Raw genomic sequence first — 26043 nt, forward strand, 5'->3', positions numbered from 1 at the left:
TGGGTCAGCCATAGCGTTCCGCAAAACGGCGCAGGATCAGTGCCGGCTGGGTGACGTCGGCCGCGTGGCAGATGTCGATCAGGCGCTGGGCGTCTTCGGGCGGAAAATAGCCGTGATGCTTGTAGATGTTGATACGTTCCTCGAAGTCTTTTGCCTCGGCCTCGGGGTGGAACTGCGTGGCATAGACGTTGTGGCCAAAGCGGATCATCTGAAACGGGCAGGGGTCCGAGGCTAGCAGATGCACGCAGCCATCGGGCAAGGCCTGCACAGCCTCTTTATGGCCGACAAAGGCGTCGAACGTATCGGCCAACCCGTTGGTGAGCGGGTCCTGGGCGCCATCCTCAGTCATGTGACAGGTCGAGGGGCCAACGGGTTCGCCATACTGCGCCTTGCTGACCGAACCGCCCAGATGCGCGGCCAGTATTCCAAGACCATAACAGCAGCCCATGAACGGATGGTCCTGTGCGGTAATCTGCGGCATCAGTCCCATGATCGCTGCTTCGACCCGCGCATCGACCGCCGATTTTGTTGCCGGATCATCGCTGACACATCCGGGACCACCGCCGACGATCACACCGGCATAGTCGGTCACGTCCAGCCCCTCGGGCAGGTTCTCGCAATCCAGCCGGATGCGGTGCGTTCGCTCGGGCGTCAATCCGGTTTTGTCCAGGATCGAGGCATATTCGGCATCCGAGGCATCGGTTTCGGGACGCAGTTGCAGGATCAGAAATCGTTTCATCCGCAGCCTTTACCCGTCACAACGGCCAGAACACAAGGATCGAGGGGATCGAGACCGCGATGATCAAAATCTCAAGCGGCAGCCCCATGCGCCAGTAGTCGCCGAAATGATAGCCGCCGGGGCCCAGAACCAGCGTGTTGTTCTTGTGGCCAATCGGCGTCAGAAACGCAGCCGAGGCCGCAACCGCGACCGTCATCAGGAACGGATCCGGCGAGACCTCCAGCGTGCGGGCCATCTGGATGCCAACTGGGGCGGCGACAATGGCTGTGGCGGTGTTGTTCAGCACATCCGACAGGGTCATGGTGACGACCATCAACACAGTCAGGATCGCCCAGGCGGGCAGGCCATCGGTCAGTTGGATCAGCGCATTTGCGATCAATTCAGTCCCGCCAGAAGTCTCCAATGCACTGCCGAGTGGGATCATCGACCCCAGCAGTACCACGACGGGCCATTCGATATGGTTGTAGATCTCGCTAATAGGCATGATCTTGGTCAGCACATAGGCCACCACGACCAGACCCAGCGCAATCGGCAGGTAGATCAGCCCGATACTGGCCGCCAGCACGGCCGCCCCGAACAGACCAATCGCCAGCCAAGACTTGTCATTGGCGGTCACGTTGAGGCCGCGCTCGGCCAGAGGCAGACAGCCTAGCCACTCGGTCACGTCCACGCTGCGGTCACGCGGACAGAGCAGCAACAGGATATCGCCCGCCTCGACCTCGGTCTTGCGGACTTGTTCGGTGATCTGTCGGCCTTGGCGCGAGATGCCCATAAGCACTGTGCTTTGGCGCCATGCCAGCGCCAACCCTTGGGCGGTGCGCCCGGTGATACGGGCGTTTTCGGTGGCGACGACCTCGATCACCTCTAACCCGTCACCCTCGGCAGTCAGCAATTCCTGCCGTCGCGTGTCCGAGAAATCAAGGTTCAGCGCCGAGCGGAATTCGTCCAGCGCCTCGGGTCTGGCCTCCAGCACCAGCGCATCGCCCGCGTGCAGGGTGGCATGGGCTGAACGCCCATAGCGACGCTTGCCGTCGCGGATCAGGCCGATGATGGCGACGTCGGATTTCTCGGCCACCTCGTACAACTCGCTGACGCGCTTGCCGATTTGGGGCGACTCGGGCGGGATGGTCAGTTCAGCGATATATTCGGCCAGTGCCTCAGAACTTTCGGTCTGCGGGCCTCGATTTGGGATCAACCGCCAACCTATCAGAGCGACAAAGGCCAGACCGGCAATGGCCGCAATCCCGCCTACGGCGGCGAAATCGAACATTTGGAACGGCTCACCCAGCGTCTCTGCTCGGATCGAGGCGATGATGATGTTGGGCGGTGTGCCGATCAGTGTAACCATGCCACCCAGAATGGTAGCGAAACTCAGCGGCATCAGTGATAGGCCGACCGATCGTCCGGCCTTGCGCGCCGTCTGGATATCGACCGGCATCAAAAGCGCAAGTGCCGCCACGTTGTTCATGAAGGCCGATAGAACCGCGCCGATCCCGCCCATCAGCGCGATGTGCGCGCCAAGCCCGCGCGAGGCATCGACGAGCGAGCGCGTGATCAGAAACACCGCGCCCGAGCGGACCAGCCCGGCGGATACGACCAGAACCAGCGCCACGATGATGGTCGCGGGATGGCCAAACCCGGCGAATGCGTTGTCCACGGGCACGACGCCCAGCACAACACCAATCATCAGCGCCGAAAAGGCAACCAGATCATATCGGAACCGCCCCCATAGAAGCATTCCGAAAACCGTGGCGAAAAGGGCAAAAAGAATAATTTGATCACTTGTCATGTCGCCACCATACCTGCGACGGGATATCGGGCAAGCCGCTCTCTTGATCCTGCCCCCCGCAAACGTCTATATGAGCGCCGAACACGCAAACATGATGACGAGGACGCACTATGGCAGGCCACTCCAAATGGGCCAACATCCAGCACCGCAAGGGACGTCAGGACGCCGCGCGGTCCAAACTGTTTTCCAAACTGTCGAAAGAGATCACCGTTGCCGCCAAGATGGGCGACCCCGATCCCGACAAGAACCCGCGCCTGCGTCTGGCGGTGAAAGAGGCCAAGTCGAACTCGGTCCCCAAGGACGTGATCGACCGCGCGATCAAGAAATCGGTGGCTGGTGAAGGCGACGAATACGAAGAAATCCGGTACGAGGGCTATGGCCCCAACGGTGTGGCCGTGATCGTCGAAACCATGACCGATAACCGCAACCGTACCGCCTCGACTGTGCGGTCCACCTTCTCGAAGAATGGCGGAAATCTTGGCGAGACCGGCTCGGTCGGGTTCATGTTCGACCGAAAGGGAGAGGTTGTCTATCAGGCGGACGCGGGCGACGCGGACACGATCTTTGAAGCCGCAATCGAGGCGGGTGCCGAAGATGTCGAAAGCTCGGAAGACGGTCACATCATCTGGTGCGCCGATACCGATCTGAACGACGTATCCAACGCGCTGGAAGAGGCCTTGGGCGAGTCCGAATCTACCAAGCTGGTGTGGAAACCCACGACCACGACCGAGCTGGGTCTGGAAGATATGCAAAAGCTGATGAAGCTGGTCGATGCGCTGGAAGATGATGACGATGTGCAGCGCGTAACGACCAATTTCGAAGCGACTGATGAGGTCATGGCTCAGCTGTGATCCTGTCGTTAATCGATCAGGAAAACCCGGCCTCTGGTCGGGTTTTTTTATGCGCCTTTTCAGTGTGCTTGGCGGATTGCGTTAAACTCGGTAAGCTGTTCGTAAAACAGCAATGAGAGCATGACGGACAGTCCCCCGATCCCTGCAAAACGAAACCTGCCTGTGTTGACCGGGCAAAGCATCCTGTCGCAAATCGCCTGGACGCTAGGCAGCCCCTCCATCGTGCTGCCGTTTCTTGCTGTCTCGCTGGAATTGCCGATGTTCATAGCGGGCGCGCTGGTCTCGGTTCGCATGGTGGGCAGCGTGATTGCGGATGTGTTCTTGGCGCGTTCGATTTCGGCTCACGACCGCAAGAAACGCGGCATTGCGCTGACCGAAGTCGCGGTTGGCCTCTGCCTTCTGATCGCACTGGGGGTGGCGACGACGGGCTATGTGCCACTGATCGCGGCGGCGTTTGTCCTTGTTTTCTTCATCATCGGGTTGGTCGATGAGATGCAGATGCTGATGTATACGGATTTATTGGGCGATCACGTTCAATCCAAATCCCGCATGATCATGCGTTATCTGCAACTAGGCGTCGGGGGACTTGGCGCCATCGGTCTGGCGCTTTTGGTGCATGAGATCGTCAAAGAAAACCCGCCTTTCTCGCGCCATTCAGCAATCATCTTTGTGTCCGTAGGCTTTTTCGTCCTGTCTGGGCTGGCCATTCTGGCGATGTTCGAAGGCGCGCGCAGTGGTGAAAGCACCCGCGATACCGCGCCTGAGGCGAAACGCAAGTTCATCACCTATTTCACCGACATCATCGCGATGTTCAACGAGCCGTGGTTCCGGCGTTACTTGATCATGCGATTGCCTCTGGTCGCGGCCACGCTTTCAGTGCCCTTTTTCGCCCTGATCGCGGCTGAGGCGCACCATGCCTCGGCCAAGGGTCTGACGGCCATGATCGTTTCCTCGGCATCTGGCTATCTGGTTTCCGCGCCATTGTGGCAGGCGGTGAACATGAAGTCCCATCGGGCGGTCATGGTGACAGGGAACCTGATGGTCGCCATCACAGGGACGGTGCTTTTGGTCTTTCATTTCTTGCACTTGGATCATGATGTTCATCTGCACGCCATCGCGTTGTTCATCGTGACAGTGGCCGTGACCGGTATCAGCAGCGCACGAAAACTGTATTTTCTGGACGTGGCCCCCAAGGATCAGCGCGTCAAGGGCGCGGCAGCGATCAAAAGCGTCAGCCGCCTAGTCGCAGTCATCCTTTCCGCCGCGCTGGCCGCGGTGGCGCATATGCACGAGGTCGCCTGGGCCATTGCCTTTATCGTTGTGGTGGCCGTTTTTGCGGCCTTTGCCTGCTATCGTCTTGTTTTGCCGATGCCGGAAAGCTCGGCTTCAGCCTGACCTATAGCGGCCGCAACGTGCGGCTTGCACTGCGTTTCACGGCTTGGGTCAACGGTTGCAGGGCCGGGGCCAGAATGCGCCCGACCTGCCATGTCAGTGGCACGTCAAACGGGGCATCGGGTTTTAGTACAGTCAGTCGGCCATCCTCCAGCGCTGATTTCGCCAGATTTTCCGGGTTCATACCCCATCCCAATCCGGCAATGGCCGCATCGACAAAGCCGTGCGACGACGCGAGAAAATGCGACGGCGGTGAGATGCGTCGCCCGAATTCCTGAGCGATCCAAGCCTTTTGCAAGCCGTCCTTGCGGTTAAAGGTCAGGCAAGGCGCACGGCCAAGACTGACGGTATCGACGCTGTTTGAGAACCACTTTTGCATAAAGGCAGGGCTGGCCGTCGCGAGATAGCGAAACGACCCCAAAGCAAAGGCATCGCATCCCGCTACAGGTTGCCCGCCAATGGTGACAGCGGCGCTGACCTCGCCCCGGCGCAACCAGTCGGCGGAATGGTCTTGATCGTCCAGTACAAGGTCGAACAACAACCCATCCACCTGCGCCATGGCTTGAATGAACCATGTCGCCAGAACATCGGCGGGTACAGCGATGCGCACGCGGGTCAAGGGGGCCTCTCGGTCCAGCGTCAGTTCACGCGCCAGTTGGGCTTCAAGCAGTCCAATATCCTCGGCATGTTGCGCAATGCGCAGCCCGGCGGGGGTGGCCGTGCACGGGGTGCCGCGCAGGATCAAGGCTGCGCCGACCCGATCCTCCAGCGCTTTGATCCGCTGGGAAATGGCCGAAGGCGTGACGGACAACTCGGACGCGGCGGCCTCGAAACTGCCGCGGCGCAGAATGGCGGATAAAGCCGACAGGTGGTTGGGATCGAGCAGCATTAGCTTAGCTTAATCAAGTTCAACATCTTTAATTTGATAGGGCGGCAGGATCGTCGTAGTCAACGGGGCATCGCGTAAGGAGGTCCCATGTCCACATCCCTGATCGCCGGTTTTGCGCTTGGCTTCAGCCTGATCCTTGCCATCGGGGCCCAGAATGCCTTTGTCCTGCGACAGGGGCTGCGGCGCGAGCATGTGTTTCCCCTGTGTCTGACCTGCGCCGTCTCGGACGCGATTCTGATTGCGGCGGGCGTGGCCGGGTTCGGAACGCTGGCGCAGGCGGTCCCGTGGTTTGAGACCGCGATGCGCTATGGTGGTGCGATTTTCCTGACATGGTACGGGTTACGCAGCCTGCGATCCGCGTGGCGCGGCGGCGCGGTGATGCAGGTCACGGGCGGCCAGCGTGCCAGCCTGCGCTCGGTCCTGCTGACGGTGCTGGCTTTCACCTGGCTGAATCCGCATGTCTATCTGGATACCGTGGTTCTGATCGGATCAATCTCGGCGCAATATGAGGATCGTCTGGCATTTGCCGCCGGCGCAATGATTTCCAGCTTTGTCTTCTTTTTTTCGCTGGGCTACGGGGCAGGGGTCTTGTCCCCGATCTTCGCGCGCCCCAGGGCATGGCAGGTGCTGGACGCGATTATCGGTGTGGTGATGCTGTCGATTGCGGTCAAGCTTGTCTCACTCTAAGGGTCTTGCTCTTGGGCGGTATTCGGTGTTGAACCGTTAACATGACAACCCTCACCGCGCCCTCCCGGCCTGTCGCCGGCATGTTCTGGATGTTCTCGGCCGGGATATCGTTCGTGGCCATGACGGCGCTGGTAAAGTCGCTGGGATCCAGTATGGACCCGATACAGGCCGCGTTTTTCCGGTTTGTGTTCGGGTTGGTCTTTCTGCTGCCTGCTTTGCGACTAATCGTGTCCACGCCGCTGACGCGCAAGCATCTGACCCTGTTCGGGATACGCGGGATAGTGCATGCGGTGTCGGTGATGTTCTGGTTCTATGCAATGACCCAGATCCCCTTGGCCGAGGTTACGGCGATGAACTACATGACCCCGGTCTATGTCACGCTTGGTGCGGCGCTGTTTCTGGGCGAACCGCTGGCGTTTCGGCGTATCGCGGCCATCGGCGTGGCCCTGATCGGGGTTGCCATAATCCTCAGGCCGGGGTTTCGAGAGGTTTCGCCAGGTCATATCGCCATGCTGATGACCTCGCTGACATTGGGGGCGTCTTATCTGCTCGCCAAGCGGCTGGTGCGGGATCTGCCGCCCTCGGTCGTGGTGGCGCATATGTCCATCTGGGTAACAATCGCGCTGATCCCCTTTGCGATTGCGGTCTGGACGCCGCCCAGTTGGTACGATCTGGGCATCCTGTTCCTGATCGCCAGCTTCGCCACGCTGGGGCACTATTTGATGACGCTGGCCTTGCAGGCAGCCCCTGTGGCCGTCACACAACCGGTGACCTTCCTGCAGCTGATCTGGGCGACGCTTATGGGGGCTTTGGTCTTTCATGAAAGCGTCGACTTTTGGGTTGTCGCCGGTGGCACACTGATTCTGGCCGCCGTCAGTTTCATCGCCTGGCGCGAGGCGGTTTTGAACCGCAGCAGCCTGACCACGCCCAGCATTGCCCCCAAGCTCTAGTCGATTTCCAGGTGGCAGAGGTGTTATTGATTGACGAGTCAATAAAAACACCCTAGCGTTTTTCCATCCTGCGCAGTGAAAGGGGGAGAGATGCCAAAACTCGGAATGGAGCCGATCCGTCGGGATGCGATCGTCAAGGCGACGATTGCCGAGCTTGGCGCAAAGAAATCCCTCGACGTCACTGTGAGTCAGATTGCCAAGCGAGCCGGTATGTCCAGCGCACTGGCGCATCATTATTTCGGGGGCAAGGATCAGATTTTCCTGGCGGCCATGCGCCGTATCCTGTCCGACTTCGGGGCTGAGGCCCGACAAGAGCTGAGCTCCGCCGCACCTGATGAACGCCCGCAGGCGATTATCCGGTCCTGCTTTGCGCCCTCGTGCTTTACGCCCGATGTGATCGCTGCATGGATGACCTTTTATGTGCTGGCACAAACCAACGAGGAGGCCCTGCGTCTTTGGAAAATATACCAGGCGCGCATCCGTTCTAATCTGATCCACGCGCTGCGCCCATTACTGTCGGACCCTGTCGAGGTCGCGGATGACATGGTGGCGCTGATTGACGGCCTTTATATCCACGCCGCACTGAACGCCCCGGAGGAACCGGAACTGGCAGTTAACCACGCAATGCGCGTGCTCGACACGTTTCTTGAGGCTGAAAAATGATACAACCCAACATTCTGATCCTGATGGTGGATCAGTTGAACGGGACCCTTTTTCCGGATGGTCCCGCAGATTGGCTGCATGCACCGAACCTGAAAAAACTGGCCGCCCGGTCCACGCGGTTTGCCAATGCCTACACAGCCTCACCTTTGTGTGCGCCTGGCCGGGCCAGTTTCATGTCCGGGCAGTTGCCTTCGCGCACCGGCGTCTATGACAACGCGGCCGAGTTCCGCAGCGACATCCCTACCTATGCGCACCACTTGCGCCGGGCTGGGTACTATACCTGCTTGTCAGGCAAGATGCATTTCGTCGGCCCCGATCAATTGCACGGGTTCGAGGACCGCTTGACCACTGACATCTACCCCGCAGATTTCGGCTGGACGCCCGATTATCGCAAACCGGGCGAGCGGATCGACTGGTGGTATCACAACATGGGTTCGGTGACGGGTGCCGGCGTGGCCGAGATTTCCAACCAGATGGAATATGACGACGAGGTCGCATATAACGCCAAGGCCAAGCTCTATGATCTGGCGCGCGGCAAGGACGATCGCCCATGGTGCGTGACCGTCAGCTTTACCCATCCGCATGATCCCTACGTGGCGCGTCGGAAATATTGGGATCTGTACGAGGATTGCGAGCATCTGCTGCCCGAAGTTTCGGACCTTGGCTATGACAATCAGGACGCGCATTCCAAACGGATTTTCGACGCGAATGACTGGCGTAGCTTTGACATCTCTGAGGACGATATCCGCAAGTCCCGCCGGGCCTATTTCGCCAATATCTCGTATCTGGACGATAAGATCGGCGAAATCCTCGAAGTGTTGGAAACCACGCGACAAGAGGCAACGATCCTGTTTGTCTCGGACCACGGCGACATGCTGGGTGAGCGGGGCCTGTGGTTCAAGATGACCTTCTTCGAGGGCTCGTCGCGGGTGCCGCTGATGATCTCTTCGCCCGATTTACCAGCGGGTCGAATTGAGACGCCGGTCTCGACCATCGACGTCACGCCGACGCTTGGCGCGCTTGCAGGTGTCGACATGGCCGAAATCGCACCATGGACCGATGGCGAAGACCTCGTGCCGCTGGCTAAAGGCGCCGAGCGGACTGCGCCCGTGGCGATGGAATATGCGGCCGAGGCGTCATACGCGCCGCTGGTTTCGCTGCGGTATGGCAAGTGGAAATACAACCGTTGCGCGTTGGACCCCGACCAGTTGTTCGACCTTGAGGCCGATCCGCATGAGTTGGAAAATCTCGCCGAAAAACCTGAACATGCAGGCACCTTGCAAACCCTGCGTGCCAAGTCCGAGGCGCGTTGGGATCTAAACCGGTTCGACGAAGATGTACGTGCCAGTCAAGCCCGCAGATGGGTGGTGTATGAGGCGCTGCGGCAGGGGGGGTACTACCCTTGGGATTATCAGCCCCTGCAAAAGGCATCCGAGCGTTACATGCGCAACCACATGGACCTGAATGTCGTCGAGGAAAGCCAACGCTTTCCCCGCGGAGAATAACAGACTGATTTAGTAATACCCCCTTCGGTTCCGCCAAGGTTTTTCGATGGAAAATCTTGGTGCACCGGTGGGAAACGGAGACCCGAAAATGGAAGCAGATTTCGTCATCGTCGGCGCAGGTTCCGCAGGCTGCGCGATGGCATACCGGCTAAGCGAGGCGGGGGCCTCGGTTCTGGTGATCGAGCATGGCGGAACGGATGCTGGACCGTTCATCCAGATGCCGGCTGCACTGAGCTATCCGATGAATATGTCGCGCTACGACTGGGGCTATCAGTCCGAGCCCGAGCCGCATCTGAACAACCGTCGTTTGGCCTGTCCACGCGGCAAGGTGATCGGAGGGTCTTCCTCGATCAACGGCATGGTCTATGTGCGCGGCCATGCGCGGGACTTTGATACCTGGGCCGAGATGGGGGCGGATGGGTGGTCCTATTCTGATGTGCTGCCTTATTACAAACGCATGGAGACCTGGCACGACGGTGGGCACGGGGGCGACACGGCGTGGCGCGGCACCGATGGTCCGCTGCATGTGTCGCGTGGGCCGCGCGAGAATCCGCTGTTCAAAGCGTTCGTCGATGCGGGCCAACAGGCAGGGTACGAGGTCACGGGCGACTATAACGGCGAAAAGCAGGAAGGCTTTGGCCCAATGGAGCAAACCGTCTGGAAGGGGCGGCGCTGGTCGGCGGCGAACGCGTATCTGAAGCCTGCGCTCAAGCGTGACAATTGCGATATTGTGCGGGGTCTGGCGTCGAAGGTCGTAATCGAGAATGGCCGTGCGACCGGAGTTGAACTTGTGCGCGGTGGCAAGACTGAGGTCATTCGCGCCCGGCGCGAGGTGGTGTTGGCGGCGTCGTCCATCAACTCACCCAAGCTGCTGATGTTGTCAGGGATTGGCCCGTCGGCGCAACTGGCCGAGCATGGGATTGAGGTGGTCGCCGATCGTCCGGGTGTAGGTGCGAACCTTCAGGACCATCTTGAGCTGTACATCCAGCAGGCATCGCTGCAGCCGATCACGCTGTATAAACACTGGAACCTGATCAGCAAGGGCTTGATCGGCGCGCAGTGGCTGTTTACCAAAACCGGGCTTGGCGCATCGAACCAGTTTGAAAGCGCGGCGTTCATTCGCTCGCAGCCGGGTGTCGAATATCCTGACATTCAGTACCACTTCCTGCCGATTGCCGTACGCTATGACGGGCAGGCGGCGGCCGAGGGGCATGGGTTCCAGGCGCATGTTGGGCCGATGCGGTCGCCGTCGCGGGGTGCTGTGACATTGCGATCCAAAAGGGCCGAGGATGCCCCTGTGATCCAGTTCAACTACATGAGTCATGAGACGGATTGGGAAGACTTCCGCACCTGTATCCGCCTGACCCGCGAGATTTTCGGGCAGGAGGCGTTCAAACCTTATGCCGGCAAGGAAATTCAGCCCGGTGCTGACGTTCAAACAGATGATGAATTGAACGCTTTCATCGCCGAACATGCCGAAAGCGCCTATCACCCGTGTGGTACCTGCCGGATGGGGCGGGCGGAAGACAAACACGCTGTCGTGGACCCTGAAGGGCGCGTGATTGGTGTGGGCGGGTTGCGCGTCGCCGACAGCTCGATCTTTCCGCAGATTACCAATGGCAACCTCAATGCACCTTCGATCATGGTGGGCGAGAAGATGTCGGACCATCTGCTGGGGAAAGACGCCTTGCCCAAGGCCAATGATCGCCCGTGGATACATCCGCAATGGGCTACCGCGCAACGGTGATTTGATCCGCGTCAAAGCGGGTTTTGGAAGACATCTATAGACTTGACTCGCAACGATATATTTTAGGAGCGAACAGGAATGTCCCACACCCCGCATGAGCTGGCCGAAGAATTTCCGGACAAAGTTGAATTGATGAGCCAGCTCAAGCAATCAGACGCGCATTTTGCGCGGTTGGCGGATGAGTATCATGAAATCAACCGTGTCGTTCATCGCGCTGAAACCAATGTCGAGCCGATGGAAGATCTGGCTGAGGGCGAGCTGCGCAAGAAGCGTGCGGCGCTGAAGGACGAGATCTGGTCGATCTTATCCAAGGGTTGAACATCAGGGGCGGGGGCTCTGCCCCCGTCGCCTTCGGCGACTCCCCCGAGGTATTCTGAACAGAAGAAGGTCAGGTCACTTCGTAGGGGAGGGTGCCGCGTGTGTGCGCGTCAATCGTGAGGCGTCTTTCCAGAGGCGGGACTGAGCGTTGGTGGCAGTTTTGCCGCTCGCAGATTCGGCACGAGATGCCGATAGGCTCGTAAGCGCTGGCATTGTTGATATCGAGATTGTCGGCGTAGACCAACGCTTCAGCGTGACGGATTTCGCAACCCAGAGCGATGGCATAACGACGTACGGGGGCCCCGAATGAGCCGCCGGATTTCGAGACATCCCGCGCCAGCGAGATATATTGAACCCCGTCTGGTGTCTCCGCCAGTTGGCGCAGGAAATGGCCCGGTGTTTCGAACGCGCGGTGGACGTTCCACAGGGGGCAGGCGCCTCCGAACCGGGCAAATTGCAGCCGCGTTGCAGAATGGCGCTTGGTGATGGTGCCCGCTTGATCGACGCGGACAAAGAAGAAAGGGATACCTTTGGCGCCGGGCCGCTGCATGGTAGACAATCGGTGCGCTACCTGTTCAATCGACGCCCCAAACCGGTTGCTGAGCAGCTCGAGATCGTGACGACAGTCCTGCGCCGCCTCCAAAAATGTGCCATAGGGCATTAGCGACGCACCCGCGAAATAGTTCGCCAGACCGATTTTCGCGATCGCGCGGGCCTCTTCCGTCTGGAACTTGGCAAAGTCCAATGTGGCCTCGAGCAGCTTGTTTTGCTGAATCAGCGCTACTTGCAGCAAGAGTTGGAAAACCTGCGTTTGCGGCGCAATGCGGGAGGACAGCAGAAGCGTTTTGCTGTCAGCGTCATATTTGCGCGTTTCTTCGATATCGGAAAACTGAACGCGTATGTCACGCTCGGCCAAGCTGTTGATCGCGGCGGCACGCACGCCGCCAGTGTCTTGTGCGCGGGTTGCGAATCGCTCGGCCGCGCGGTCGACGGCGTCGATATAGTTGTCGCAATAATGGAAGAAATCCCGAACCTCCTCCCAGGGGCTGGCTTGAATCTGCGCGTCTTCGCGCCCCAGCGCTTCGTCCAGTGAGGCCAGCCGTTCATGGGTTTGGCGGTAGGTTTGATGCAGTGCGATGAAGGCGCGGGCCAATGCCGGTGCGTTTGAGGCCGCCAGCCGCAGATCGGCAAGAGGTGGCGTGGCATCATCAAAGACGGGGTCGGCCAGGGCCTCGCGCATATCCGACACCAACCGTTCGCTGTCACCAGTGCTAAGCTCGGTCACGTCCATGCCGAATTCCTGCGCCAAGGCCAGAACCACGGTGGTGGAAATCGGACGGTTGTTGTTCTCCATCTGGTTCAAATAGGGCAGGGAAACCCCAAGTTTGGCAGCGAATTCTTTTTGCGTCAGCGTCAGGCGCGTGCGCATTTCGCGCAGTTTCGCACCGGCATAGAGTTTCTGGGTCGCCATAGCGGGCCTTTGCAACTTTTCTGTTGCGGCAAGCTAACTTTGCAAAAATAACTGTGCAAGTACCGCTATAGACCCAGCCGTCTTTCCCGCCGAATAACAGAGACTATCGCGCCTACGGCAAGCAGAGCGGTTATCAGCATCAGCCAAAGCAACGGCATCGCTCCTGTTTCATGGGTTAGCAGAAACCCGGCCAGTGCACTCAGACCAGCTCCGCCTGCCAGCATGATGGCACCACTTAGACCCGCCGCCGTTGCCGCCAGATGCGGGCGCACCGACAGGGCACCGGATGTGGCATTGGGAATTGTCATGCCATTTCCGATACCCACAATCGTCATCAAGCCGAAAAAGCTGAGCGGTGTCCCAAGTCCAATCAGGAACAACAGTGCGGAAATCAGCACGCCGCACGCGTTCAGAATGCAGCCGCGCAGGACCATCCGGTTCACACCGAATTTGACGGAAAACCGCCCGCTGATGAAGTTCCCGGCAAAATAGCCCAGAGCGGGTGCACCGAAATAAACGCCGACCTCGGCTGCGGACATGCCGAAGATCTCGGTTCCGATGAAAGGTGCGCCGCCGAGATAGGCAAAAAACGCGCCGGATGACAGGGCGGACGACATCGAATAACCCCAGAAGCGGGGCGAGGTGAGGAGTTCGGGGTATTCGCGGAACTGTTGCAGCAGCGTCTTGCCGCTTTTGGCCGAGGTTTCACCGAAATCCTTGAAACACAGGATCAGTGTCAGAGTACCCAACACGAAAGGCAGCCAGAAATTTGCCTTCCAGCCGAAGGATTCCTCCAACAGCCCTCCGATTGCCGGGGCGATCATCGGAACGACGGCCATGCCCATGGTCACATAGCCGATCATCGACGCCGCCTGATCCTGATCATACAGGTCTCTCACAGCTGCCCGGCTGAGAACCATACCTACGACAATAATCGCCTGCGACATGCGAAAAGCCAGAAAGACCTCGGCAGTAGGCGCGTAGATGCAGCCAAGTGTTACGATCAGGAACAGGGCCATGCCCCACAGCAAAACGGGTCTGCGACCGGCCTTGTCCGCAATCGGGCCGATGAGAATCTGCAAGATCGCACTGACCATCAGGTACAGCGCGATGGACAACTGCATAACCCTGTAGTCGGTTTGGAAATGCACGGCCATGTTGGGCAGGCTGGGCAAATAAAGATTCAGACTGAGCGCCGACAGGCCCGATAAGAGTACCAGCGTGGCGATAGACGGAGGCGAACGCCGTGCGGGAGGTGGTCCGAACTGCATGGTTCAATGGTATAATCTGGGATTTCGGGAATGCCACCTACCATTTGACATGAGTATGTAACTTTTCAATTTTGCATTATTCTTTAGCTGTGTAGTCAAAACTTTGCAAATTTGCCGAAAGTTGCTTTGGAATGGCGCTTTGTCCGTATAGTGTCCCGCCAAATTACATAGGGGATTATCGTCATGAAAGACATCCTGACCGAGCTTGAAAACCGCCGCAACAATGCCCGCTTGGGGGGTGGTCAAAAGCGGATCGACGCGCAGCATGGGCGCGGCAAGCTGACTGCGCGCGAGCGCATAGAGCTGCTGCTCGACGAAGACAGCTTTGAAGAGTTCGACATGTTTGTCAGTCATCGCTGCACCGATTTCGGGATGGAAAACCAAAAGCCTGCGGGCGATGGGGTGGTCACCGGTTGGGGCACGATCAATGGTCGTATGGTCTATGTGTTCAGCCAGGATTTTACCGTGTTTGGCGGGTCTTTGTCTGAAACCCATGCGCAGAAGATCTGCAAGATCATGGATATGGCGATTCAAAACGGTGCACCGGTGATCGGGATCAACGACTCGGGTGGGGCGCGTATTCAGGAAGGTGTCGCCTCGTTGGCGGGTTATGCCGAGGTGTTCCAGCGCAATGTTATGGCTTCGGGTGTGGTGCCGCAGATCAGTGTCATCATGGGTCCGTGCGCGGGTGGCGCAGTGTACAGCCCGGCGATGACCGACTTCATCTTTATGGTCAAAGACACGTCCTACATGTTCGTAACTGGCCCTGACGTGGTGAAGACTGTCACCAATGAGGTCGTTACCGCCGAAGAACTGGGCGGCGCATCGACCCACACCAAGAAATCCTCGGTCGCTGATGGAGCATTTGAAAACGACGTTGAGGCGCTGGCCGAAGTGCGCCGTCTGGTCGATTTCCTGCCGCTCAACAACCAGGAGAAACCTCCGGTCCGCCCGTTCTTTGATGAACCCGACCGGATCGAGACCTCGCTGGATACCTTGATCCCGGACAATCCGAACACGCCTTACGACATGAAGGAACTGATCACCAAGGTGGCGGATGAGGGCGACTTCTACGAAATTCAGGAAGACTATGCCAAAAACATCATCACCGGTTTCATTCGCCTCGAAGGGCAGACCGTAGGTGTAGTCGCCAACCAGCCGATGGTTCTGGCCGGGTGTCTGGACATCGACAGCTCGCGCAAGGCGGCGCGGTTCGTGCGGTTCTGCGATTGCTTTGAAATTCCGATCCTGACACTGGTCGATGTTCCGGGCTTCTTGCCGGGTACCAGCCAGGAATATGGTGGCGTGATTAAGCACGGTGCAAAGCTGTTGTTTGCCTATGGCGAGGCCACCGTTCCAAAAGTCACGGTGATTACCCGCAAAGCCTATGGCGGGGCCTATGACGTTATGGCATCCAAACACCTGCGCGGCGACTTCAACTATGCTTGGCCCACAGCCGAGATCGCGGTGATGGGTGCCAAGGGCGCGACCGAGATCATTCACCGCGCCGATCTGGGTGATGCCGAGAAAATCGCGCAACACACGCAGGATTACGAAGATCGTTTCGCCAATCCCTTTGTCGCAGCCGAGCGGGGCTTCATCGACGAGGTGATCATGCCGCAATCGACGCGACGTCGTGTTTCGCGCGCCTTCGCAAGCCTGCGGAACAAGAAGCTTAAGAACCCGTGGAAAAAGCACGACAATATCCCTCTGTAACAGAGGGCTGGTTTCGGTATGCGCGATGAATCGCCGAAATTCACGCGCTGCCGGCCAATGTCACATAACTTTTACAATGGGCCAAGTTTGACTCTGAGTGCAAAGCTGATACATGGATACCCTTATCAGAAATAGAAAAGCGCGGGCCAAAAGCCATGCGCGCGCAATCCCGGAGAGAGGAGCTCACCTTTGGTGGGTCCGGGATTGCGCCTTAACTCTGTTTTTCCTGAATATTACTTTGCCTGCGGTTGCTGAAACGCCCCCTCAGCTGCCCGTGCCGTCCGGTCAACCCGTTCATCTGACTCAAGTTCTGTTGGATGAAAATCCGGGCGAACTGTGGCTGCGCTTTCGCTTTGTGGCGCCCAAGATCGGATCAGATGTTGGTCGTATTGGGTATGACGTCGCCTCGGTGGACATGCAACATCTGTGCCAAACGCTGGCTGTCGCCTATGTCGCCGAATACGATTTGAATCCTGCGCGCGTGGTGATTTCGCTGTCGGACCGGCCGACCGAGTTTGGGCAGACCGAGCCCGATGCCACGCAGTTTTTCGAAGCCTACCGGTTAGAGCAATCGCAGTGTATCTGGGAGGGGCTCTGACCATGAATGCTGATTTTCAGACGGACAGAGCGTTTCTGACCAGCCATGCAGCTTTGGAGGCGTGCGATATGACCTCGTCCATCAACGGATGTGATTTTCTTTTCCTGGAAGGCACTAGTGCCAGCGGGGTGGCGATATGCTGAAGCATCGCGGATTTCCGGGGCGCCTTGCCGGAACAGATTTTCAATTCACCATTCGCCGCGCCAACCCCAAGGGGGTAACGCCCCTGACCCGGCGCGAGCGCTTTCGGGATCGTAAACCAGCCGACCGGCGCGCCGATGCGGGTTTTATGGAGGCGCTATGGCAGCACTTCGGGGATCAACCATTTGAGCGTGGCAATCTGGATGCCGGCCGTCTGAGCTGGTTGTTCGAACGCGAGGTCGTTCCGGCCGAGGACCCGTTTGATCCTGCCAGCTATGATGCGCTTTTGGTGATTGATCTGGATGTGGCCAAGATGTCCTTTCCCGACATCTTTGACGGACTGCGCTAAGCGTGCTTGCTGAGGTCGCATATCCTTCACGGGTGTTTCCCAATGGGAAAACCCGGCCCCGCAGTGGGGGGCAGGGTCGTAATATGCGATCAGAAGTTCAACTGCGCCGCAACCTGAACGCGGCTACCGTCAAAGTCCTCACCCGAGATTACGTCGTTCCGCTCGCCGTAGATGTATTCAGCGCTCAGAGTCAGAGTCTCGGTTGCCTGATAGAAAGCATTGACGTGGATCGTCTCCAGTTCGGTGAAGGCCAGATCGCCAGTCGAGGTGGCAAGGTCATAGTCTTCGTAACCGTAAGCGATACCAACGTTCCACTTGTCGTTGACTTGCTGACGCAGTTCAACGGTGAAACCGTCGACATCGTTGGCTTCACCGCCAACGACCGGATCACCCAAGCCGATCAGCCACGGACCCAGCGCCTGACCAGTCACGTAGTTGACCTGGAACAGACCGCCTTCCCACAAACGAGCAGAACCAGACAGGGTCACGCCCCACTGGTCGACTTCGTTGAGGCCGCCGCCGTCTTGCGCGCGACCGTAAAGGCCGGCAATGCGTCCGATGTATTTGCCGTCATTGTATTCAGCCGACGCGGTGAAGACCGGATCATCAGAGTTCGATCCGCCGACGTTTTCTTCGATTGCGAAAGCGATATCGGTGTTTTCGACCGAGGTGACAGTATAACGGATCTGCGGAACACGGGCAAAGGCGATACCGACGGGACCGTTAAATTCGACCGAGGTCGGATAGGTGTCCAGCGGCTGGAAGTTGGTCCAGAACTGACCAATCAACCATGCGTCACCAATGCGGATGTTGGCGTGACGCAGGCGCAGTTCAGCAGCTCCACCGCCTGCAAACAGGTCAAGTTCCAACTGCCCGCCAATGTCTCCAATGGCGCTGGGTGTGCTGGTCAGCAGGCCAATGCGCGACTGACGAACGGTCGCACCAAAAGTGCCGCTGGTTGCCGTCGAAGGTTCACCGATGACGTTCACGAAAGCGGTGTCGCCTTGATCAAAGTCGAAGTCATAAAAGAAGTCGGCTTTGACATAGCCGTAGACGTCCAGCGTCGTATTCCCGATCCTGAATTCACCGGGGGTCGCGTTCGGTCCCTGAGATTCCAAGGCTTCGATCCGAAGGCGCAGTTCCTCCAGTTCGGCCTGCGTATTCGCATCCTGGGCATAAGCAAGCGTGCCGGTCACACTGAGCGCAGTGGCAGCGAGCAGAGATGCCGTTTTTCTCTTTGTAATCATTTGGATGTTTCCTTGTGTGCGAGTGTGCACGCGCAACCTTCCACGGCAGCGAAATTCTTGGAAATCACGAGATCGGGACTGCAGAGCGTAAATTTCTCAAGAAAAAGTGCTCCGAAAAACGCTCGATTTCACACGCGTGTGAAGCCTGTATTTAAAACGTGGAATACAAGGGATTTTGACGTTCACATTGCGGTGGCGAAAAGTGATGCTGCACTTGCAAAGTGTCTCATTCCGATAGTAAATCGTAACGAATTTGTGACGCTTTTGAGCCCAGTTCCTCGTGAAGGCGTGAGAATCGGTATAGGCGCTTATTTGCGCGGCTTTTTCGGGAATGGGCAGATTCCAGCCGGAAACCGTGTGCCTCGTGGATCGCAGTTTTCACGTGCAACTTCACCGTGCATGTTGAGCGGGCCGTGCGGCTCTACTTTGCCTGCGTCGCACATGCACCTACTATTCCGTACCCCTTCCTACCGCGGGCAGGCTTGTGAGTTACACAAAACCCTGCCCGCGTTTTTCTTTGTCCATGAATCGGTTCTAGGACGGCAAAAACCTGCGCATATTCTGCAATTTCCCCTGGTGTTATTGAATATCACTCCGCAAATCCGACATCAGCGTTCGAATGCAGTAAAAATTCTGAAGGGGCAGACATCATGCAATTCTCGAAACTGGCACTGGCGCTGGCCGTCTGCGGGGGCCTGTCGGCCTGCGGCGACAACTTTGGCGAACAGGCGCTGTTCGGCGGCGGCGCGGGGGCGCTGGGTGCCGCCGTTCTCAACGCGGACCCCATCGTGGGCGCAGCCGTCGGGGCCGCTGGCAACGTATTGTATTGCAAAACGCAAAACAACTGTAGGTAAAGAAATCAACGGGGCGCGTGTCGCCTCGACCGTCATCGCGCGAAACGCCGTCGTGGGGTCTATGCCCCGCGGCGGCGTTTTGCGTTTCTCAAACATCAAGACAAAGGACGTTCCATGTTCAACAAGATCCTGATCGCCAACCGGGGCGAGATCGCATGTCGGGTCATCAAGACCGCGCGCAAAATGGGAATTGGCACCGTCGCCATCTACTCGGACGCGGACCGCAACGCGCTTCATGTGTCGATGGCGGATGAGGCCGTACATATCGGCCCGCCCCCCGCGAACCAGTCCTATATCGTGATTGACAAGGTGATGGACGCGATCCGTCAAAGCGGTGCTCAGGCGGTGCATCCCGGTTACGGCTTCCTGTCTGAAAACGCCAAGTTCGCCGAGGCGCTTGAGGCCGAAGGCGTGGCTTTTGTCGGCCCTCCGGTCGGTGCGATTGAAAGTATGGGTGACAAGATCACCTCGAAGAAGATCGCGCAGGACGCGGGCGTGTCGACGGTGCCGGGTTATATGGGCCTGATCGAGGATGCCGATGAGGCCGTGAAGATTTCCAACGACATAGGCTATCCAGTAATGATCAAGGCCAGCGCTGGTGGCGGTGGCAAAGGCATGCGCATCGCGTGGAATGATGAAGAAGCGCGCGAGGGGTTTCAATCGTCCAAGAACGAGGCTGCGAATTCCTTTGGCGATGACCGGATTTTCATCGAGAAATTCGTGACTCAGCCGCGCCATATCGAGATTCAGGTTCTGTGCGACAGCCACGGCAACGGTATCTATCTGGGCGAACGTGAATGCTCGATCCAACGCCGGAACCAGAAGGTTGTGGAAGAAGCTCCGTCGCCGTTCCTTGACCCGGAAACGCGTAAGGCGATGGGTGAACAAGCTGTCGCGCTGGCCAAGGCCGTGAACTATGCCAGCGCCGGGACCGTCGAGTTCATCGTGGATGGGGAAAAGAACTTCTACTTCCTGGAGATGAACACCCGCCTTCAGGTGGAACACCCTGTGACCGAGTTGATCACCGGCGTCGATCTGGTCGAACAGATGATCCGCGTGGCCGCATGTGAAAAGCTGTCGATTACCCAAGATGACGTGACCCTGACCGGCTGGGCGATTGAAAACCGCCTTTATGCCGAGGACCCATATCGAGGGTTCCTGCCGTCGATTGGCCGTCTGACCCGCTATCGCCCACCACAGGAAACTGCGGCTGGTCCGATGTTGGTGAATGGTAAGTGGCAAGGCGACGCGCCTGAAGGACCCGCCGCTGTCCGCAACGATACCGGCGTCTATGAAGGTGGCGAGATCAGCATGTATTATGACCCGATGATCGCCAAGCTGTGCACATGGGCCCCGACCCGTGATCAAGCGATCGAGGCGATGCGTGTGGCGCTCGACAGTTTCGAGGTCGAGGGCATTGGTCACAACCTGCCATTCCTGTCAGCGGTGATGGATCATCCCAAATTTATCAGTGGCGACATGACCACCGCTTTCATCGCCGAAGAATATCCCGACGGTTTTGAAGGCGTCACCCTGCCAGAAGAAGACCTGCGCCGTATCGCAGCGTCTTGCGCGGCCATGTACCGTGTCGCTGAAATTCGTCGCACCCGCGTCTCGGGCCGTATGGACAACCACGAGCGCAAGGTCGGCGCGCATTGGAATGTTGCGCTGCAGGGTCAGGAGTTCGACGTCAGGATCGAAGCGGATAAAGAGGGCGCGACGGTTGCCTTCTCGGACGGCACGAGCCTGCGGATTGCCTCGGATTGGACACCGGGCGACCAACTGGCTGTTTTGGATGTCGACGGAGAGTCGCTGGTCATGAAGGTCGGCAAAATTTCGGGTGGGTTCCGTATCCGCAACCGGGGTGCAGACCTGAAGGTGCATGTCCGCCGTCCGCGTCAGGCGGAACTGGCCAAGTTGATGCCCGAGAAACTGCCGCCAGATACTTCGAAAATGCTGCTCTGCCCGATGCCCGGCCTGATCGTGAAGATCGACGTCGAAGTGGGGCAAGAAGTACAGGAAGGTCAGGCGCTGTGCACCGTCGAGGCGATGAAGATGGAAAACATTCTGCGCGCCGAGAAAAAAGGCGTGGTCGCCAAGATCAACGCGGGCCCTGGTGACAGCCTTGCCGTGGACGATGTGATCATCGAGTTCGAATGATCATGAGCGTGCTATTGTCATATCCCTATGACGTCCCGGCGTTCTGCGCCGGGAACTTGGGGCGTGGCGAAGGCGCTCAACCGCCCTCGCGCCGTTCGCGAATCTCGCGTTCGCGCAGGGGGGTTTTGTCGATGGATCGGCCAATCTCACGCACGCTCCAAGGGGACGGTTTGCGCAGTTTTACCACGCCGTCCTTGTCGACAAACACCATCTGGAACCCGCGCGGGCGCAATTGCGAGCGGATCGGGGAGCGGTCAGACGGGTCCGTGTCGGTGATGACAATCACATCGCGATCACGCATCGCGGCTTCGCCTTCGACCAGCATGTCGATCTGTTGCTGGAATCGCGGATCGGCGGGGGTATCGGCAAAGACGATGATGGGCCGGTTGACCCACAGAAACTCGGACAGTTCGCTGTCGCCTGCGGGTCGAACAAACTCATCTTCCGCAGGTGCGGACCCATCGGCCGCCATCGCAGCCAGCGGGATTAGTGCCGAGAAAACAAGGGCAAGCGTGCGTGTCATGGGGCCTCCTGTTCCATTGAATATAGCTGCTGCTTTGACGAATGCGACCGGCGATTTGCCCGGATCGCTCAAAATTTCGCGCTTTGACCGGGTTGGCGGGGCAGGGTGCAGCACAACACCGCGGTGGCCTCAGCCCGCCGTGATCCGAATTGACGAGAGGAAATCGACATGACCAACACCAAGGACTGGCAGGCGCTGGCGGAAAAAGAGCTGCGCGGACGGCCGTTGGATGATCTGACCAAAGAGACGCTGGAAGGCATCGACGTCAAACCGCTTTACACGGCTGAAGATACCGCAGATCTGCCGCATATGGGCAATTTGCCGGGGTTCGGCCCGTTCACGCGCGGGGTGAAGGCCACGATGTATGCGGGGCGCCCCTGGACGATCCGCCAATATGCCGGGTTTTCGACGGCTGAGGAATCGAACGCCTTTTACCGCCGCAATCTGGCCGCCGGGCAGCAGGGCGTGTCTGTGGCCTTCGATCTGGCCACGCACCGCGGCTATGACAGCGACCACCCGCGTGTTGTCGGCGATGTGGGTAAGGCTGGTGTAGCAATCGACTCTGTCGAGGACATGAAAATCCTGTTCGATGGCATCCCGTTGGACAAGGTCTCGGTCTCGATGACCATGAACGGCGCTGTGGTTCCGATTCTGGCCAGTTTCATCGTGGCAGGCGAAGAGCAGGGGCATGACAAATCCGTCCTGTCCGGCACCATTCAGAATGACATTCTGAAAGAGTTCATGGTGCGCAACACCTATATCTACCCGCCTGAGCCGTCGATGAAGATCATCTCGGATATCATCGACTACACCTCGAACGAGATGCCCAAGTTCAACTCGATTTCGATCTCGGGCTACCACATGCAGGAGGCCGGCGCGAACTTGGTGCAAGAGCTGGCCTATACGCTGGCCGATGGGCGCGAGTATGTGCGTGCGGCGACGCAAGCCGGGATGGATGTCGACAAGTTCGCAGGCCGTTTGTCGTTCTTCTTTGCGATTGGTATGAACTTCTTCATGGAGATCGCAAAACTGCGCGCTGCCCGCACCCTGTGGCACCGCGTGATGACCGATTTCGGGGCGAAATCAGAGCGGTCCAAGATGTTGCGCACTCACTGTCAGACCTCTGGCGTTTCGCTTCAGGAACAGGACCCATACAACAACGTGATCCGCACGGCGTATGAGGCGATGAGCGCGGTTCTGGGTGGAACGCAAAGCTTGCACACCAACGCGCTGGACGAGGCAATCGCGTTGCCCACTGATTTCTCAGCCCGCATCGCGCGCAACACACAGTTGGTGCTGCAGGAAGAGACCGGTGTAACCGATGTGGTCGATCCTCTGGCGGGCTCATATTACATTGAAAGCCTGACCAATGAGCTGGTCGAAAAAGCCTGGGCCCTGATGGAAGAGGTCGAAGAGATGGGCGGCATGACCAAGGCTGTTGCCTCGGGCATGCCCAAGCTGCGGATCGAGGAAAGCGCCGCGCGCCGTCAGGCGATGATCGACCGGGGCGAAGAGGTCATCGTCGGCGTCAACAAGTACCGCAAGGAGCAGGAAGACCCGATCGACATTCTGGACGTTGACAACGTCGCTGTGCGCGAAGCGCAGGTGGCGCGTTTGGAAAATATCCGCGCCACGCGCGATGAGGCCGCGTGCCAACAGGCGCTGGACGCCCTGACCAAAGCTGCCCAAGAGGGCGGAAACCTGCTGGCCGCCGCCGTTGAGGCCGCCCGCGCCCGTGCATCCGTAGGAGAGATCAGTATGGCTATGGAGAAAGAATTCGGTCGCCACCGCGCCGAGGTGAAAACGCTGGCCGGTGTCTATGGCGCGGCCTATGAAGGTGATGAAGGCTTCGCCGCCATTCAAAAATCCATCGAAGATTTTGCCGAGGCCGAAGGCCGCCGTCCGCGTTTGCTGGTTGTCAAGATGGGGCAGGACGGGCACGACCGGGGCGCCAAAGTGATCGCAACCGCCTTTGCCGATATCGGGTTTGACGTGGACGTGGGCCCTCTGTTCCAGACGCCGGCCGAAGCTGCGCAGGACGCGGTGGACAATGACGTTCATGTGGTCGGTATCTCGTCGCAGGCGGCAGGGCATAAGACGCTTGCACCGCAACTGGTCGAGGAACTGAAGAAAGCCGGGGCTGAGGACATCATCGTTATTTGTGGCGGCGTGATCCCGCAGCAGGACTATCAATTCCTCTATGACAACGGTGTTAAGGCGATCTTTGGCCCGGGCACGAATATCCCCGAGGCGGCGCAAGACATCTTGAGTCTGATCGGCGATACCCGTGCATAGTCTGAGATTCTTCGTCGAAAAATCTTATGCTAGAAAGTCTTCGACGAAGACTTTCTAGCAGGGGGCACCAATGCAACTGGATCATCTGGCCGTGGCGGGCGAGAATTTGGAAGAGGCCACGGCCCATATTGAACAGGCGCTTGGCGTCGCCTTGCAGGAAGGTGGCAAACACGAGGCGTTTGGAACGCATAACCGGCTACTAGGCTTGGCTGACGGGCTGTATCTAGAAGCAATCGCTGTCGATCCCGATGCCCCCGACCTTGAACGCACACGCTGGTTCGATCTGGACCGGTTTCAGGGAACTCCGCGCCTGTCTAACTGGATTTGTCGCGTCCCCAGTATCGCAGCAGCGCTGGATATGTTCCCCGACGGTGTCGGACAACCAATTGATCTGGCACGAGGCGCCCTGCGGTGGCAGATGGCAGTTCCGCCCAGCGGGCGTTTGCCGTTCGACAACCTGTTTCCTGCGCTCATCCAGTGGCAAGGGGACTTGCACCCAGCCCGGATGTTGCAACATAGTGGTTGTCAGCTGAGGCGGTTGGTGGTCATGCATCCCGAAGGGTTGGAACTGGCAAAACTGGTGGGCCAAATGGATCGCGTGGTGTTTGATACCGGCCCCGCCACGCTGAAGGCCGAGTTTGAGACGCCGCATGGCCTGCGCGTGCTGGAATGATCATTCGCCCTGCACAGGTTTTGGACGCACCGGCCATCGCTGACATCACCAATGCGATCATCCGAGACACTTTGATCACCTTCACAACGGCTGAACGAAACGTCGAGAGCATCGCAGAGGATATCTCCGCGCGTGGGCCCGCGTTCTTGGTGGCCGAGCAACACGACAAGGTGCTGGGTTTTGCCACTTACGCTCCGTTTCGGTCTGGTCCCGGATACGCGCAGTGCCGCGAGCATTCCATTCAACTGACCTCTGCCGCGCGCGGGCAGGGTGTCGGGCGCGCGCTGATGAATGCCTTGGAAAAGGTAGCAAGAACCCAACAGGTGCATGTTCTGGTCGCGGGGATTTCGTCGGCCAATCCTGATGCGATTGCATTCCATACGGCGATGGGGTTCGCCGAGACCGGTCGGATGCCCGAGGTGGGCTTCAAATGGGGAAAACGGCTGGATCTTGTGCTGATGCAGAAAATTCTGACACCGCAGTGATTGGTCGCACCTGACACGGGCGAATTCAGAGGGTAGGGTGCCCTCATGTCGATCTGGACCCGCATATCCGACGCGCTCAGCGCGCTTGCCCAAGGCGAAAGCCTTACGGCTGTTTTCGAAAAGCTGCGCACGCCGCCAGAGCGTTCGGTCGCGTTTACGATCGCTGTTATCGCGCTCGGGGCCAAGATGGCCAAGGCCGATGGTCAGGTAACGCGGGATGAGGTCACGGCCTTTCGCGACGTCTTTCAAATCGCACGCGAGGACGAAGCCGACGCGGCCCGCGTTTTCGACATGGCCCGGACCGATGTTGCCGGCTATCAGGAATACGCCCGCAAGATCGCCGGGATGTTCGCCGATGACAGCACCACCTTCTGCGACCTGATGGAGGGGCTGTTTCACATCGCCATGGCCGACGGGTTCTATCACCCCAACGAAAACGAGTTCCTAGAGGAAGTCAGCCGGATTTTCGGCCAGACCGAAGCTCAGTTTCTGGCCCTGCGCGCGCGGTTTGTGCCGGATGCGCCGAATGACCCTTACACGGTGCTGGGGGTGCCTCGCGATATGCCTTTGCCAGATATCCGCAAGATTTGGCGTCAATTGGTGCGCGAAACACATCCCGATGCAATGATGGCGCGTGGTGTCCCGGAAGAGGCGATCCGGTTGGCGGAGAAAAAGATGATCGACATCAACCGCGCCTGGGATGAGATCAACGGCGCGCGAGCCTGACCGC

The 26043-nt window shown here is 58.6% G+C and carries 24 protein-coding genes; 17 read left to right on the forward strand and 7 right to left on the reverse strand.

The window, feature by feature from the left end; translation table 11 throughout:
* Positions 1-4: 4 nt before the first annotated feature.
* Both GOV79_RS01005 and GOV79_RS01010 read right to left on the reverse strand, forming a co-directional pair.
* A complete protein-coding gene (locus GOV79_RS01005) occupies positions 5-739 on the reverse strand; it encodes a glutamine amidotransferase (protein WP_170784001.1) in 735 nt (244 codons plus the stop codon).
* A gap of 16 nt (positions 740-755) precedes the next feature.
* Positions 756-2528 carry an SLC13 family permease gene (locus GOV79_RS01010; RefSeq protein ID WP_170788265.1) on the reverse strand — a complete coding sequence of 591 codons (1773 nt, stop codon included), beginning with the start codon at positions 2526-2528 and terminating at the stop codon, positions 756-758.
* Positions 2529-2638: 110 nt separating this feature from the next.
* Here GOV79_RS01010 and GOV79_RS01015 point away from each other — a divergent pair, with 110 nt between their 5' ends.
* Entirely contained in the window at positions 2639-3379 is a 741-nt protein-coding gene (locus tag GOV79_RS01015; protein WP_170352472.1) for a YebC/PmpR family DNA-binding transcriptional regulator, read from the forward strand.
* Between the two features lie 120 nt (positions 3380-3499).
* On the forward strand, positions 3500-4774 hold the full coding sequence (locus GOV79_RS01020; RefSeq protein WP_170788266.1) for an MFS transporter: 1275 nt from the start codon (positions 3500-3502) through the stop codon (positions 4772-4774).
* A 1-nt stretch (position 4775) separates the two neighbouring features.
* On the opposite strand, the gene GOV79_RS01025 is transcribed toward GOV79_RS01020, so the two are convergent.
* Positions 4776-5660 (reverse strand): LysR family transcriptional regulator ArgP, encoded by an 885-nt coding sequence (locus tag GOV79_RS01025; protein ID WP_170788267.1) that lies wholly within the window; start codon positions 5658-5660, stop codon positions 4776-4778.
* An 87-nt stretch (positions 5661-5747) separates the two neighbouring features.
* On the opposite strand from GOV79_RS01025, the gene GOV79_RS01030 reads away from it, so the two are divergent.
* From GOV79_RS01030 to GOV79_RS01055, 6 genes are all read left to right on the forward strand, one after another.
* Positions 5748-6347 (forward strand): LysE/ArgO family amino acid transporter, encoded by a 600-nt coding sequence (locus GOV79_RS01030; protein WP_170788269.1) that lies wholly within the window; start codon positions 5748-5750, stop codon positions 6345-6347.
* Positions 6348-6388: 41 nt separating this feature from the next.
* On the forward strand, positions 6389-7297 hold the full coding sequence (locus tag GOV79_RS01035; protein WP_170788270.1) for a DMT family transporter: 909 nt from the start codon (positions 6389-6391) through the stop codon (positions 7295-7297).
* 90 nt (positions 7298-7387) lie between these two features.
* Positions 7388-7960, forward strand: coding sequence for a choline-binding transcriptional repressor BetI (betI, locus tag GOV79_RS01040; protein WP_170769143.1), 573 nt, complete (start codon positions 7388-7390; stop codon positions 7958-7960).
* Positions 7957-9465, forward strand: a complete 1509-nt coding sequence (betC, locus tag GOV79_RS01045) for a choline-sulfatase (protein WP_170788271.1) — start codon at positions 7957-7959, stop codon at positions 9463-9465. The genes betI and betC overlap by 4 nt, the downstream gene beginning before the upstream one ends.
* 88 nt (positions 9466-9553) lie before the next feature.
* Complete coding sequence (betA, locus tag GOV79_RS01050) at positions 9554-11212, forward strand: choline dehydrogenase (RefSeq protein ID WP_170788272.1); 1659 nt, start codon at positions 9554-9556, stop codon at positions 11210-11212.
* Between the two features lie 78 nt (positions 11213-11290).
* Positions 11291-11530 (forward strand): HP1242/YdcH family protein, encoded by a 240-nt coding sequence (locus tag GOV79_RS01055; protein WP_170769146.1) that lies wholly within the window; start codon positions 11291-11293, stop codon positions 11528-11530.
* Positions 11531-11600: 70 nt separating this feature from the next.
* Here GOV79_RS01055 and GOV79_RS01060 read toward each other — a convergent pair whose 3' ends face one another.
* Both GOV79_RS01060 and GOV79_RS01065 read right to left on the reverse strand, forming a co-directional pair.
* The gene (locus tag GOV79_RS01060) at positions 11601-13001 is read right to left on the reverse strand and encodes a helix-turn-helix domain-containing protein (RefSeq protein WP_170769147.1); all 1401 of its coding nucleotides are present in this window, start codon (positions 12999-13001) and stop codon (positions 11601-11603) included.
* 65 nt (positions 13002-13066) lie between these two features.
* Complete coding sequence (locus GOV79_RS01065) at positions 13067-14272, reverse strand: multidrug effflux MFS transporter (RefSeq protein ID WP_170788273.1); 1206 nt, start codon at positions 14270-14272, stop codon at positions 13067-13069.
* 183 nt (positions 14273-14455) lie between these two features.
* Here GOV79_RS01065 and GOV79_RS01070 point away from each other — a divergent pair, with 183 nt between their 5' ends.
* The 3 genes from GOV79_RS01070 (at position 14456) to GOV79_RS01080 (ending at position 17076) form a co-directional block, all read left to right on the forward strand.
* Positions 14456-15988: an acyl-CoA carboxylase subunit beta gene (locus GOV79_RS01070; protein ID WP_170788274.1), complete on the forward strand. Its 1533-nt coding sequence runs from the start codon at positions 14456-14458 to the stop codon at positions 15986-15988.
* A 238-nt stretch (positions 15989-16226) separates the two neighbouring features.
* Complete coding sequence (locus GOV79_RS01075; RefSeq protein WP_174819314.1) at positions 16227-16586, forward strand: DUF6497 family protein; 360 nt, start codon at positions 16227-16229, stop codon at positions 16584-16586.
* Between the two features lie 136 nt (positions 16587-16722).
* Positions 16723-17076: a hypothetical protein gene (locus GOV79_RS01080; protein WP_170769150.1), complete on the forward strand. Its 354-nt coding sequence runs from the start codon at positions 16723-16725 to the stop codon at positions 17074-17076.
* Between the two features lie 89 nt (positions 17077-17165).
* Here GOV79_RS01080 and GOV79_RS01085 read toward each other — a convergent pair whose 3' ends face one another.
* The gene (locus GOV79_RS01085) at positions 17166-18323 is read right to left on the reverse strand and encodes a DcaP family trimeric outer membrane transporter (RefSeq protein WP_170769151.1); all 1158 of its coding nucleotides are present in this window, start codon (positions 18321-18323) and stop codon (positions 17166-17168) included.
* A 650-nt stretch (positions 18324-18973) separates the two neighbouring features.
* Here GOV79_RS01085 and GOV79_RS01090 point away from each other — a divergent pair.
* Complete coding sequence (locus GOV79_RS01090; protein ID WP_170769152.1) at positions 18974-19177, forward strand: hypothetical protein; 204 nt, start codon at positions 18974-18976, stop codon at positions 19175-19177.
* A 114-nt stretch (positions 19178-19291) separates the two neighbouring features.
* A complete protein-coding gene (locus tag GOV79_RS01095; RefSeq protein WP_170788275.1) occupies positions 19292-21337 on the forward strand; it encodes an acetyl-CoA carboxylase biotin carboxylase subunit in 2046 nt (681 codons plus the stop codon).
* Positions 21338-21413: 76 nt separating this feature from the next.
* Here GOV79_RS01095 and GOV79_RS01100 read toward each other — a convergent pair whose 3' ends face one another.
* Positions 21414-21860, reverse strand: a complete 447-nt coding sequence (locus tag GOV79_RS01100) for a DUF4174 domain-containing protein (protein WP_170769154.1) — start codon at positions 21858-21860, stop codon at positions 21414-21416.
* A 168-nt stretch (positions 21861-22028) separates the two neighbouring features.
* Between GOV79_RS01100 and scpA the strand changes: the two genes are divergently transcribed.
* The 4 genes from scpA to GOV79_RS01120 all read left to right on the forward strand — a co-directional run bounded on the left by scpA (position 22029) and on the right by GOV79_RS01120 (position 26039).
* Positions 22029-24155: a methylmalonyl-CoA mutase gene (gene scpA, locus GOV79_RS01105; protein ID WP_170788276.1), complete on the forward strand. Its 2127-nt coding sequence runs from the start codon at positions 22029-22031 to the stop codon at positions 24153-24155.
* 70 nt (positions 24156-24225) lie between these two features.
* Positions 24226-24828, forward strand: a complete 603-nt coding sequence (locus tag GOV79_RS01110) for a VOC family protein (RefSeq protein WP_170788277.1) — start codon at positions 24226-24228, stop codon at positions 24826-24828.
* Positions 24825-25313 (forward strand): GNAT family N-acetyltransferase, encoded by a 489-nt coding sequence (locus GOV79_RS01115; protein WP_170788278.1) that lies wholly within the window; start codon positions 24825-24827, stop codon positions 25311-25313. Before GOV79_RS01110 ends, GOV79_RS01115 begins: the two co-directional genes overlap by 4 nt.
* Positions 25314-25358: 45 nt before the next feature.
* A complete protein-coding gene (locus GOV79_RS01120) occupies positions 25359-26039 on the forward strand; it encodes a molecular chaperone DjiA (protein WP_170769158.1) in 681 nt (226 codons plus the stop codon).
* Positions 26040-26043 lie beyond the last annotated feature (4 nt).

Origin of the sequence: Ruegeria lacuscaerulensis (assembly GCF_013034745.1) — a bacterium.
In the GTDB taxonomy this organism is placed as follows: Bacteria; Pseudomonadota; Alphaproteobacteria; order Rhodobacterales; family Rhodobacteraceae; genus Ruegeria; species Ruegeria lacuscaerulensis_B.